General features: G+C 72.0%; 9 protein-coding genes. 5 read left to right on the top strand and 4 right to left on the bottom strand.

Annotated features, from left to right (window positions below; all coding sequences use genetic code 11):
• From ACWDR3_RS17540 to ACWDR3_RS17530, 3 genes are all read left to right on the top strand, one after another.
• Window positions 1–2,216, top strand: a 2,216-nt coding sequence (locus tag ACWDR3_RS17540) for a SpoIIE family protein phosphatase (RefSeq protein WP_450353374.1), incomplete at its 5' end; no start/stop codon positions are given.
• A gap of 205 nt (window positions 2,217–2,421) precedes the next feature.
• Window positions 2,422–5,085 (top strand): SpoIIE family protein phosphatase, encoded by a 2,664-nt coding sequence (locus ACWDR3_RS17535; RefSeq protein ID WP_450353373.1) that lies wholly within the window; start codon window positions 2,422–2,424, stop codon window positions 5,083–5,085.
• 135 nt (window positions 5,086–5,220) lie between these two features.
• Window positions 5,221–6,072: a chitosanase gene (locus ACWDR3_RS17530; RefSeq protein ID WP_450353372.1), complete on the top strand. Its 852-nt coding sequence runs from the start codon at window positions 5,221–5,223 to the stop codon at window positions 6,070–6,072.
• Between the two features lie 33 nt (window positions 6,073–6,105).
• Here ACWDR3_RS17530 and ACWDR3_RS17525 read toward each other — a convergent pair whose 3' ends face one another.
• Window positions 6,106–7,029 (bottom strand): CU044_5270 family protein, encoded by a 924-nt coding sequence (locus tag ACWDR3_RS17525; RefSeq protein ID WP_450353371.1) that lies wholly within the window; start codon window positions 7,027–7,029, stop codon window positions 6,106–6,108.
• Window positions 7,022–7,654, bottom strand: coding sequence for an RNA polymerase sigma factor (locus tag ACWDR3_RS17520; protein WP_450353370.1), 633 nt, complete (start codon window positions 7,652–7,654; stop codon window positions 7,022–7,024). Before ACWDR3_RS17520 ends, ACWDR3_RS17525 begins: the two co-directional genes overlap by 8 nt.
• Before the next feature lie 260 nt (window positions 7,655–7,914).
• On the opposite strand from ACWDR3_RS17520, the gene ACWDR3_RS17515 reads away from it, so the two are divergent.
• Window positions 7,915–9,279 (top strand): FAD-dependent oxidoreductase, encoded by a 1,365-nt coding sequence (locus ACWDR3_RS17515; RefSeq protein ID WP_450353369.1) that lies wholly within the window; start codon window positions 7,915–7,917, stop codon window positions 9,277–9,279.
• A gap of 137 nt (window positions 9,280–9,416) precedes the next feature.
• Here ACWDR3_RS17515 and ACWDR3_RS17510 read toward each other — a convergent pair whose 3' ends face one another.
• A complete protein-coding gene (locus tag ACWDR3_RS17510) occupies window positions 9,417–10,421 on the bottom strand; it encodes a hypothetical protein (RefSeq protein WP_450353368.1) in 1,005 nt (334 codons plus the stop codon).
• Window positions 10,418–10,786, bottom strand: a complete 369-nt coding sequence (locus ACWDR3_RS17505) for a PadR family transcriptional regulator (protein WP_401715566.1) — start codon at window positions 10,784–10,786, stop codon at window positions 10,418–10,420. The genes ACWDR3_RS17510 and ACWDR3_RS17505 overlap by 4 nt, the downstream gene beginning before the upstream one ends.
• 339 nt (window positions 10,787–11,125) lie before the next feature.
• Between ACWDR3_RS17505 and ACWDR3_RS17500 the strand changes: the two genes are divergently transcribed.
• The gene (locus ACWDR3_RS17500) at window positions 11,126–12,304 is read left to right on the top strand and encodes a hypothetical protein (protein ID WP_450353367.1); all 1,179 of its coding nucleotides are present in this window, start codon (window positions 11,126–11,128) and stop codon (window positions 12,302–12,304) included.
• Window positions 12,305–12,358 lie beyond the last annotated feature (54 nt).

The following is a 12,358-nucleotide window of genomic DNA, read 5'->3' as shown; positions in this document are numbered from 1 at the left end:
TCCAGTTCGGCTCGCTGTACGTGCCCATCACGGCGGGCGCGACCACCTTCGGCGTCCTGACCGTGCTGCGGCCCTCCGCCACCGACGCCACCGAGCTGCTGCGCCACCGCGACCGCATGGTGGGCCTGGCCGAGGAGCTGGGCGAGGATCTGCGGGGTCTCGATGTCGAGGGCGGCCCGGCGGTCGCCTGGGACGGCGAGCCGGTCTGCATCCGTCCGCCGGGCGCGAACCGGCCGGCGGGACGGGCCGGGGCCTTCGCCTGGGACCCGGTGGCGGACGTCGTGACCGTGGACGAGCGGCTGCCGGGGCTGCTGGGCGGGGCGAAGGACGAGATCTCCGCCTCGGCGGCGGCGCTCGCGGACGCGGTGGCCGGAGCCGACGCCGAGCGGATCACGGCCGCGCTCCAGGACACGGCGGCGGGCAGGCCGCCGACCCTGCCCCTCTACACCCAGCCCAAGTCCGGCCCGCTCCGGCTGGTCGAGCTCTGGAACCCGTACTCGGCCGCCCCCGGCGCCCCCTCGGACCTTCGTCCCGTCCGGGGCCTGGTCGTCGAACCCGGACCAGAACCGGCCGCCGACGCAGCCGCCGACCTGCTGCCCGAGGGCGTGCTGGGCCTGGACCGGCTCGGCCTGATCCACTACGCCAATCCACGCGCCGGACACCTGCTGCACCGCGCGCAGGGCGAACTCCTGGGCCGACCGCTCTGGGAGGCCGTGCCCTGGCTGAACCAGCCCGCCTGCGAGGACCATCTGCGCAGCGCCCTGCTCTCCCCGGACCCGGTCCGCTTCCACGTCGAGCGCCCCGCCGACGACCGGGGCCGCGAGGACACGGACGGCGCGACCACCTCGTACGAAAGCGCCTGGCTCGATGTCTCCGTGCATGCCGGCGCGTCCATGCTGACCTGCACGTTCCGTCCCGCGAACCGGATGGCGAGCACGGCGGCCGAGACGGAACCGGCCGGGGCGGAGCAGGCCGGCATGCCGTCGCTTGCGCCGCTGTACCGGCCCATCGTCCTGGCCATCGCGCTCACCGAGGCGGTCACGGCACGGCAGGTGTCGGCCGTGGTCATGCGGGAGTTGCTGCCGGCGTTCGGCGGCGGTCGGCTCGCCCTCTACCTCCTCCAGGACCGGCATCTGTACCTGTCCTGGGAGTCCGGCTTCCCCAAGGGGTTCCTCGCCCCCTTCGAGGGGGTCGGGCTGGACGCCCGGCTGCCCGGTGTCGAGACGCTGACCAGTGGCCGGCCGCTCTTCTTCGACTCGATGCAGCAGCTGTCGGCCGCCTACCCCGGGATCGCGCTGGACGCGGCCGAGGGAGCGCGCGCCTTCCTGCCCCTGATCGCCTCCGGGCGCCCGGTCGGCTCCTGCATCCTCGGCTTCGACCGGTCGCGCAGTTTCAGCACCGAGGAACGCACGGTCCTCACCGCACTCGCCGGACTGATCGCGCACGCCATGGAGAAGGCCCAGCGCTACGAGAGCGAGGCCGCCCTCGCCCGTGGCCTCCAGCAGGCGCTCCTGCCGCGCAAGCTGTCGGTCCACCCGGACGTGGAGACCAGCGGCCGCTATCTGCCCGGCACCCAGGGCATGGAGGTCGGCGGGGACTGGTACGACGTCGTCGAGGCCGGGGACGGGCTCGCCCTGGTCATCGGCGACGTGCAGGGGCACGGGGTGCAGGCGGCGGCCACGATGGGTCAACTGCGCACCGCGGTACGGGCGTTCGCGCTCGGCGACCGGCCGCCGGACGAGGTGCTGAGCGGCACGAACCATCTGCTCATCGACCTCGATCCCGGCCAGTTCGCGAGCTGCTGCTACATCCGGCTCGACCCGTCCTCCGGCCGTGCGCTGGCGGCCCGGGCGGGGCATCCGCCGCCGCTGCTGCGTCGCCCCGACGGTCACACCGAGGTGGTGGACCTGCCCGGCGGGGTCGTGCTCGGGGTCGACCCGCAGGCCCACTACCCGGTGGCGGAGCTGGAGGTCGAGCCCGGCGCCATCCTCGCGCTGTACACCGACGGCCTGGTCGAGCGGCCCGGCGTCGACATCGACGACGGCATCACGGCCCTGCGGGTGGCGCTGGCCAAGGCCGGCACCTCGGCCGCGCGCGCCGGCGCCCGCTCACTGGCCGGCGTCGCCGAACGCCTCACCGCCGCGGCCCGGCACACCGCCGACCGCCCCGACGACATCGCCCTGCTGCTCGCGACCCGCCGTGGCGACCGGCGTTGACGCACGCAGCGGGCCCCGCCGACCCCACGGCGCACAGCGGGCACACAGGAAGCAGGGCGCGCCCTGTCACCCTCTGTGACGCCTCTCGCCTCGCGCGGCGCGGCAGTGTAGACATGGGCACATGGTCCGACTTCTGGGTCGTTCCCAGACCCGGTCGACCCACCGGGCTGGCCCCACGCGCACCCGGCACACCCCTGCCCGGCGCATGACGCCCGCGGACCGGGCCGGTCGCGAGCGGCTCTCGGGACTGCGGTCGGCGCTGAACGGGCGCAGCGTCGCCGGACAGGTCTTCCTCCTCCAGATCGCGATCGTGCTGCTGCTGGTGGTCGCGGCCGTGGTGGCGCTGGTGCTGCAGGTGCGGCACGACAGCACCCAGGAGGCCCGCAACCGCTCGGTGGCCGTCGCCGAGTCCTTCGCCAACGCGCCCGGCACCCGTGAGGCGCTCAGCACTCCCGACCCCACGGCGATCCTGCAGCCGCGCGCGGAGGCGGCCCGCAAGGCGACCGGCGTGGACTTCATCGTCGTCATGAACACGGACGGCATCCGCTACACGCACCCGAAGCCGGACCGCATCGGCAAGAAGTTCGTCGGGACGCTGGCGCCCGCGCTGGCCGGGCGGACCGTGACCGAGGAGGTCGACGGGACGATCGGCCGCCTCGTGCAGGCGGTGGTACCGATCGAGGCACCCGGCGGCAAGGTCGTCGGCCTGGTGTCGGCCGGCATCACCACCGAGAACGTGGGCGGCGCCGCCGACCGCCAACTGCCCCTGGTCCTGCTGGCCGCCGCCGCGGCCCTCATCCTGTCCACGGGCGGCACGGCCCTGGTGAGCAGACGGCTGCTGATCCAGACGCACGGTCTGGGTCCGCACGAGATGACCCGGATGTACGAGCACCACGACGCGGTCCTGCACTCCGTACGGGAGGGCGTGATCATCTTCAGCGGTGAGGGCCTGCTGCTGCTCGCCAACGACGAGGCGCACCGGCTGCTCGACCTGCCGGCGGACGCCGACGGCAAATCCGCCCTCGACCTCGGCCTGCCGCCCGACACCGCCGACCTGCTCGCCTCCGGCCGGGTCGCCACCGACGAGGTGCACCTGGTCAAGGACCGCCTGCTCGCCGTGAACCAGCGGACCACCGACGTCAAGGGCGGCCCGCCCGGCTGGGTCGCCACACTCCGCGACTCGACGGAGCTGCGCGCCCTGTCCGGCCGCGCGGAGGCGGCCCGCGAGCGCCTGAACATGCTGTACGACGCCGGAGTGGGCATCGGGACGAGCCTGGACGTCACCCGCACCGCCCAGGAGCTGGCGGAGCTCGCCGTCCCCCGGTTCGCGGACTACGCGACGGTCGACCTCTTCGACGCCGTCCTCAGCGGCGGCCAGCCGGAGGCGGTGACCCCGGTGCGCCGGACCGCGCTCAGCGGCATCCGCAAGGACGCGCCGCTGTACCCCCTCCAGCAGGAGATCCGGTACGTGGCCACCGCACCGCAGTCCCGCAGCCTCCGCTCGGGCCAGGCCGTGCTGGAGCCGGACCTGGCGCGGGCGGCGGGCTGGCACGAGCAGGATCTGGAGCGGGCCGCGCAGGTGGTCGAGTACGGCATCCACTCGCTGATCACCGTGCCGCTGCGGGCCGGGGCGATGGTGCTCGGCGTGGTGAGTTTCTGGCGCTCGCAGAAGCCCGAGCCGTTCGACGCGGACGAACTGGCCCTCGCCGAGGAGCTGGTGACCCGCGCGGCCGTCTCCATCGACAACGCCCGCCGCTACACCCGCGAACACAGCATGGCCGTCACCCTCCAGCGCAGCCTGCTCCCCCGCACGCTGCCCGAGCAGACGGCCCTGGACATCGCCACCCGCTATCTGCCGGCCCAGGCGGGCGTCGGCGGCGACTGGTTCGACGTACTGCCCCTGTCGGGCGCCCGGGTCGCCCTCGTGGTGGGCGATGTCGTCGGGCACGGGCTGCACGCAGCGGCCACGATGGGACGGCTGCGTACGGCGGTCCACAACTTCTCCGCCCTCGACCTGCCGCCCGACGAACTCCTGTCCCTGCTGGACGAGATGGTCGGCCGGATAGACCAGGACGAGACGCCCGAGGACGGCAGCGCACCGGTCATCGGGGCCACCTGTCTGTACGCGATCTACGACCCGGTGTCCCGCACCTGCACGGTCGCCCGCGCCGGGCATCCCCCGCCCGCGCTGATCCGGCCGGACGGCGGGGTCGAGTTCCCCGAGGTGCCGGCCGGTCCGCCGCTGGGTCTGGGCGGGCTGCCGTTCGAGACGGCCGATCTCCAACTGCCGGAAGGCAGCCGCCTCGTGCTGTACACCGACGGGCTCGTGGAGGACCGCGAGCACGACATCGACGAGGGCCTCGACCAGTTGCGCGAGGCACTGGAACAGTCCGGTCCCACGCCCGAGGACACCTGCCGGGTCGTGCTCGACGCACGGCTGCCGGCCAAGCCCGGCGACGACATCGCCCTGCTGGTCGCCCGCACCCGCGCGCTGCCCGCCGACCGGATAGCCGAGTGGGACGTGCCGTCCGACCCGGCCGCGGTCGGCGAGGTGCGGTCCAACGTCACGCGCCGGCTGGCCGGATGGGGCCTGGACGAGCTGGCGTTCACCACCGAGCTCATCCTGAGCGAACTGGTCACCAACGCGATCCGCTACGGCGGCGAGCCCATCCGGGTCCGGATGCTGTTCGACCGCACCCTGGTCTGCGAGGTCTGCGACAGCAGCAACACCTCGCCCCATCTGCGGTACGCGGCGATGACGGACGAGGGCGGGCGCGGCCTGTTCCTGGTGGCCCAGCTGTCCGAGCGGTGGGGCACCCGCTACACCCCGGCGGGCAAGATCATCTGGACCGAACAGCCGCTCCCCTGACCGAACGGCTTTTCGTTCTTCCCTACGAAGTTTTCACGCGGTGGGTGTCACACGTCTGCTTCTTCTGATAGGAAACCTTCCTATCAGTGTGACGCACGACCAACTCCCCACCCCCCACTCCCCTTTGGAGCCTTCGTGAGGAACACCCCGGACGACGCGACCCGTTCCACGCACACCTCGCGCCGCACCCTCCTCGCCGTGCTCGGCGCGTCGCTCGTCGCGGCACCGCTGCTCAAGCCCGCGCACGCGTCCGCGTCCGCGTCACTGGCGGCGGCCTGCACCCCGCTCGACAACGCGGCGAAGAAGGAGATCGCCATGAAGCTCGTCTCCAGTGCCGAGAACTCCTCGCTCGACTGGAAGGCGCAGTACAAGTACATCGAGGACATCGGCGACGGCCGCGGCTACACGGCCGGCATCATCGGCTTCTGCTCGGGCACCGGCGACATGCTCGACCTCGTCGAGCTGTACGCCGCCCGCAAGCCGGGCAACGTGCTCGCCAAGTACCTCCCGGCGCTGCGCTCGGTCGACGGCACCGACTCGCACTCCGGTCTGGACCCGAACTTCACCAAGGACTGGCGCACGGCCGCGGCGGACACCGTCTTCCAGCAGGCCCAGAACGACGAGCGCGACCGGGTGTACTTCAACCCGGCCGTCCAGCAGGGCAAGACGGACGGCCTGGGCACGCTCGGGCAGTTCGCGTACTACGACGCCATCGTCATGCACGGCGACGGCTCCGACTCCACCAGCTTCCGCAACATACGCAAGCGCGCCCTCAACAGCGCGAAGCCGCCGGCCCAGGGCGGCAACGAGGTCACGTACCTCAACGCCTTCCTGGACGCGCGGGTGTGGGCCATGAAGCAGGAGGAGGCCCACAGCGACACCACCCGGGTCGACACCGAGCAGCGGGTCTTCCTGCGCAACAACAACCTGTGTCTGAACACGCCCCTGGACTGGAAGGTCTACGGGGACAGCTTCCACATCAGCTGACCGTGCCCCGGATCGGCCAACACCCCTGCTCCCCTAGGGGTGTTGGCCGATCCGATCCACGACCCCCATCTCCTCCAGACCACGCATCTCGCGATACCAGTCGGAGGACTCGAAGTCTCCGTCCTTCCAGTCCCCGCCACTCCCTTTCAGGCTCATGCCCAGGTAGGCGTAGGTCTCCGGGTCGAAGATGAAGGCGAAATAGATCTTCGGGTACGACACGGCGACGCCCCGGCGCCCGAGGGCGTCCACCGCCTGACGGTCGATCCGGATGCCGGGAATCCTGGCGACGGCCTCGAACGTGGCGGCCTCAAGGCCGGGCGGCATGACCCGCGGCACCACGAAGAGCTGGCAGGCGTTCATGAACGCCAGGTCGTCGGAGCCCTGACTGGGCGCCCGGAACCATTTCAGCAGCGTGTCAGGGTCCGTCGGCCATTTCGCCAACTCGGCGTACACGGTCGGCGGCCACATCACCTCGTGCCTGCCCAGCGGCGGATCGTCGTAGATCTTGCCGTACTGCTCGCGCCTGGAGGGCTTGGACCCGTCCACGGACGTCCAGCTCTCGTCCGTCCAGGTCTTGGTCCGCCCGCTCTTCACATAGGTCCGGGTGATGTACGTCTTGGTGTACACGTACTGGTCGTTGCGCGGAATCGGCATATTGGTGCCGTCGGCCCGGGACTTGTCCGCGGCCCGGTGCAGCAGTTGTGCCGCGCTCAGGGTGGTCATGCGCGGGGCGTTCGTGCCCCCGTCGCGCCGGGTGGCCACGACCACGCCTCCCGCGACCGCCGCAGCCGCCGTCCCGGCGACGGCGACCCTGAGCACCAGCCGGCGGGACAGGGCGCCCGGGCGGCCCTCCTGGACGATGGCGCGCTGGAGACGGACACGGGCGGCCGAACGGGCCTCGTCGGTCAACTCGGGTACATCGGCGTGCAGTTCGCGCACAGCGGTGAGGTCATCCACGACGGCTCTCCCGGTTCTTCTCGGACTCGTCGGTCTCGTCGATCTCGTCGCTCTCCTCGTGCAGGGCGGTGGGATCCGAACCGCCCAGCGCGTGGCGCAGTCTGGTCCGGGCCCGGTGCAGCCGTGAGCGCACGGTTCCGACCGGCACGCCCAACGCCTGGGCGGCCTCCGCGTAGTCGAGATCGCCCCAGGCGATCAGCAGCAGCACGTCCCGGTGGCGGGCGGGCAACTCCGCGAGGGCGCCCGCGAGTTCGGCGCGGGAGCTCTCGGCGCTCACCCTGGCGGCCACCCGGTCGGCGAGCGGTTCGCCCTCCGCCGGGGAGGCGGCGGCGACCCGGGAGAGGGCCTTGAGCCGACGGGCTTCGGCACGCCGGTGCTGGCCGACGAGGTTGGTGACGATGCCATACAACCAAGGGCGTGCTTGAGGGCGCGAGAGGTCGTAGCGGCGTCTCTGCTGGAAGGCGATCACGAAGGTCTCGGCCATCAGGTCGTCGGCGGTCTCGGCGCCCAGTCGTCTGGCCGCATACCGGTGGATGTCGTCGGCGTAGCGGTTGAAGAGCTCCGCGAACGCGTCGGGCTCGTCCCAGGAGCGCTCGATGACGGACGCGTCGGAGACTTCGGACACAGAGCCGTCGTGCGGGCCGAGGGCAGGCGGGGCTCCTGCGCTCGGCACGGCGGTCACTGCTCGCCCTTCGGGTTCATCGGCTTCTTTCGAGGTCGCAGGCATGGTCGACTGCTGTTGGCCGATACCCGCGTTCGAGTTCCCGATCCTGGCTCATAACTTTGACTTATGAGCCCATAGATCGGACCCGCGTACTGACTTAGGCTTGCCTTAGCTTAGGCTTCCGTCGAGTCGATCTATCTTCACTCGAAGGGAACCTGATCATGCCGCGCCCCCTGCGGGTAGCCATCGTCGGAGCCGGCCCCGCCGGGATCTACGCCGCCGACGCCCTGCTCAAGTCCGAGGTGGCAGCCGAGCCCGGCGTGTCCATCGACCTCTTCGAGCGGATGCCCGCCCCGTTCGGCCTGATCCGTTACGGCGTCGCCCCCGACCACCCGCGCATCAAGGGCATCATCACGGCCCTGCACCAGGTGCTCGACAAGCCGCAGATCCGGCTCTTCGGCAACGTCGACTACCCGACCGACATCTGCCTGGACGATCTGCGCGCGTTCTACGACGCCGTGATCTTCTCCACGGGCGCGACGGCCGACCGCGAGCTGTCGATACCGGGTGTCGAGCTGGACGGTTCCTACGGCGCCGCCGACTTCGTCTCCTGGTACGACGGTCACCCGGACGTGCCGCGCACCTGGCCGCTGGAGGCCGAGAAGGTCGCCGTCCTCGGCGTCGGCAACGTCGCGCTCGACGTGGCCCGCATCCTGGCCAAGACGGCGGACGAGCTGCTGCCGACCGAGATCCCGCCGAACGTCCACGAGGGCCTCAAGGCGAACAAGGCGCTGGAGGTCCACGTCTTCGGCCGCCGGGGCCCGGCGCAGGCGAAGTTCTCCCCGATGGAGCTGCGGGAGCTGGACCACTCCCCCAACATCGAGGTCATCGTCGACCCCGAGGACATCGACTACGACGAGGGCTCGATCGAGACCCGGCGCGGCAACAAGCAGGCCGACATGGTCGCCAAGACCCTGGAGAACTGGGCGATCCGCGACGTCGGCGACCGCCCGCACAAACTGTTCCTGCACTTCTTCGAGTCGCCCACCGAGATCCTCGGCGAGGACGGCAGGGTCGTCGGTCTGCGCACCGAGCGCACGGCCCTGGACGGCACCGGCAACGTCAAGGGCACCGGCGAGTTCAAGGACTGGGACACCACCGCGATCTACCGTGCGGTCGGCTACCTCTCCGACAAGCTCCCCAAGCTGCCCTGGGACATCGACTCCGGCACGGTTCCGGACGAGGGCGGCCGGGTCATCCAGGAGAGCGGCGAGCACCTCCAGTCGACGTACGTCACCGGCTGGATCCGGCGCGGTCCCGTGGGTCTGATCGGTCACACCAAGGGCGACGCCAACGAGACGGTGTCCAACCTGCTGGCCGACTACGCGGGTGGCCGACTGCACGAGCCGGCCACGCCCGCTCCCGAGGCCGTCGAGTCCTTCCTCGCCGAGCGGAACGTCCGCTACACGACATGGGACGGCTGGTACCGCCTGGACGCGGCGGAGAAGGCGCTGGGCGAGCCGCAGGGCCGCGAGCGCGTGAAGCTGGTCGAGCGCGAGGACATGCTCAGGGCGAGCGAGGCGTAAGCGCTGCCGCTCGGTGGGCCGGGGATCTCCGTCGGAGAGTTGAACTCCGAGGTGAGTGAACTCCCTGGCCCACCGCGGCTGTTCGTCGGTGAACGACAGCCAACTCGCCGTTCGGGACACCTCGTCGCTACGGCCCTTCAGCGTCTGACGAGGTCGCGCCGGGCGACGGCACCAAGTACCGCCACCAGCAAGGTGAGCGCAGCGACCTGCCCCAGGGCGCCGCCCAGGTACACCGCGGGCAGCGGGACGCCGAGCCATGGGTACAGGGCCGCGACCCGGACGACCAGGAGCAGCAGGCCGAGCGCGGCGAGGGCGACCGCTCCTCCGGCCGGGCCTCGGTCCGCGCCACGGCTGCGCAGCACCAGCCAGCCGACGGCGCCGACGAGGAAGCAAGTGGCCGGCGCCCAGGCCGTGTCGGGGGCGCCCGGCAGCAGGACGATGGACGCGCCCGTCACCACGGCGAACCCCGCGAAGACGAGCCCGGGAGAGCCGACCGGCAGCGCGGCGGCGGGGGCGTCCCGGTGGTAGGCCGCGCAGAGCGCGAGCGCCGACAGCCAGCCGAACAGGGCCGTGACGACGGCGAACCACGGTTCGGACAGCACCACGCTGTCGGTGACCAGCGGGCCGACGAGCGGCCAGAGCGTGGGTAGCGCGGCCAGCAGAACGGCCGTACGGGCGAGGCGCCGGCGGTCGTGCACGAGAGCGAAGTAGCCGACCGTCCAGAGCAGCGGCAGCGTCCACGTGGCGACCTCGACCACGCCGATCAGCAGCCCCTGGTCGGTGAAGGCCGACGTGAACATGTCCCACTGGCTCGGGCCGTGGGTCGACGCCCAGGTCAGCCCGAGAACCCGGTCGACAAGCGCCGCGATCGCCTGCAGCAGAACGGCGAAGAGCGCGAAGTGCCGGACGGTCGAGCCGAGCAGCGCATAGCGCCGGGGCACTCCGGAGACGGCGAGCCGGCTGCGCACGGCGAGGGCGACGATGCTCGCCGTCTCACCGAGGGTGGGCCGGCTCTGGTCCTGGGTGTCCCGGTCGAGGTCCCAGAGGTACGTCTCGACCATCTCCTCCTCCCGGGCCCGCCGGTAGTAGGCGGGGAGCAGGCGCAGTACGGCGCGGTAGCGCGTTTCGAGCAGCGTCGTCATGCGAGGCCTCCCGCGAGTCCCGGTCCGGTCGTGGGGTTCGCGGCGGCTCCGGGGGCCTTGCGCCCCTCGGCGATCCGCTGCTTGGCGGCGGAGGCGCCGGCCGCCATCCGCTCCGCCTCCGCGTCCAGAGCCCCCGCACCCTCGTCGGTGAGGCGGTAGTAGCGCCGGAGCCGGCCGTCGTGCACCTCCTCCCGGTCCAGCACGATCAGTCCGTCCGCGGTGAGCCGGTCGAGTACGCCGTACAGGGTGCCGACGCGCAGTTGCACCGCGCCGTCGGAGAGTTCGTCGACCTCCCGCAGAATCCCGTAGCCGTGCCGGGGCTGGTCGGCCAGTGCGGTCAGGACGAAGAAGGCGGCTGTGGTCATGCCCTTCGATGCCATGCGGCCAGGATATATCGGCTGCCGATATATATCGAGTCGCCGAGGCCGATGGTGTGTCGGGGCACCAGGAAGCCAGCGGCTCGGAGGCCCCAAGAAGCACGAACAGGACCCGCCCCAAGCGGATGGTGGGCGGGCCCTGTTCGCGGAGGACATTGTGGCGGCCGGGAGACGCCCGGGGCAGGAGTGAATCGCCGCGAACTGGAGTGCGCCGTACGCACCCCGAGTGCACGGGTGCGGGTCCCGTGCGCGCGACCCCGGATGATCCCTCGCGAGCGGCGCGGACGATACTGGTGGGTGCACCTGCCCCCGCCCCGACAAGGACTCATGTCCAGCTCCGCCACAGACCGGCCCACGATTCCCACCACCCTCTGGCTCGCCCGCGGCCGAAGTACGGGCCCCGAAGCGGAACCCGTCGTCCGGCAGACCCTGCTGCGCCGCAAGAACGACGGGCTCATCGACGACCATCTGGAGCCGCCCGAGGCCCGGACGGAGGCGGAACACGTCTTCGAGGCCCGTTGGCGGGTCGCCGGGGAGGTGACGGTACGGGCCCGGCTGAGCCTCTCCCCCGCCACGGAGCAGGGCCAGGAGTGGGTCCTCCTCGCCGAAGCGGAACGCCCCTGGGACCTGGAGTGGCCCTCCCCCGCCACGATGTTCTGGCCCGAGGAGCCGGACGCCGACTGGGACCGTGAACCCGCTCGGGGACTGCGCCTCCGGGAGGTCAACCGCCTGCCGGAGGAGGACAAGGAGATACGGCGGCTGCTGCGCGACTGCGTGGACGGCGGCTGGGCCCTCAACGTCGTCGTCCACGAGGCCATGACGCCCGACGAGCACGGCCGGCGGCCGCTGAGCCGGTTGCTGCCGCCGAGCCTGCGGCACCGCGTGGTGGAGCACCGGGCCGCCCCGGAGCAACTGCGGGTCGTGAACCGGGCGTTGCGGGAGTTCGGCGTCGAAGTCCCGCGCGGCGGGGCGGTCTTGCTGCACCGGCCGCCGCGCGGGGCGGACGCGGCCGAGTTCGCCGTACGCAGCGTCTTCCTGGACGGCTCGCGGCCGATCGAGCTGGTCGACGCCCTGGCCCGCTTCACGGCGTTGCCGCCCCCGCTGCCGGACGGTGCCGCTCCGTACCTCACCGCGCTGCGGGAGGACTGGCGGCTGATGACGCTGGAGGAGGAACTCGCCCGCGAGCGCAGGCTGGTGGCGATGTACTCCGAGGCGCTGGAGGCGATGACCCAGTCCCGGGACCTGTACCGCGAGGCCGCCGACCGTGCCCACGAGGCACTGGCCGCGTACCGCGAGTCGGGCGCGGCGCCCGCCACGCCGGTTCCCCAACCTCCGGAAGCGCCCGTCACTTCCCCGTTCCAACAGCTGACCCGCGGCCTGGAACGCTTCCGCACCACGGCGAAGTCCCGCCGCCCCAAGCCCACCCCGGAGAACGGGACGGGCGAGGAGAGCGGGACGGCGGACGGGCCCGAGAAGGGCAACGGGCCGGACCCGTCGGCGGGTTGAGGCTGCGGGACCGGTCCGGCCCGAGCCGGGGGCTGCCGATCCGTCGTGGCGACT

This window comes from Streptomyces sp. NPDC001002 (genome assembly GCF_053599215.1).
The sequence above is the reverse complement of the archived record's forward strand: the minus strand, read 5'-3'. Positions and strand labels throughout refer to the sequence as shown.

Coding starts and splice junctions, on each gene's coding strand:
- ACWDR3_RS17535 (WP_450353373.1), top strand. CDS start 2,422: ATGACGCCCGCGGACCGGGCCGGTCGCGAGCGGCTCTCGGGACTGCGG.
- ACWDR3_RS17515 (WP_450353369.1), top strand. CDS start 7,915: ATGCCGCGCCCCCTGCGGGTAGCCATCGTCGGAGCCGGCCCCGCCGGG.
- ACWDR3_RS17510 (WP_450353368.1), bottom strand. CDS start 10,421: ATGACGACGCTGCTCGAAACGCGCTACCGCGCCGTACTGCGCCTGCTC.
- ACWDR3_RS17505 (WP_401715566.1), bottom strand. CDS start 10,786: ATGACCACAGCCGCCTTCTTCGTCCTGACCGCACTGGCCGACCAGCCC.
- ACWDR3_RS17500 (WP_450353367.1), top strand. CDS start 11,126: ATGTCCAGCTCCGCCACAGACCGGCCCACGATTCCCACCACCCTCTGG.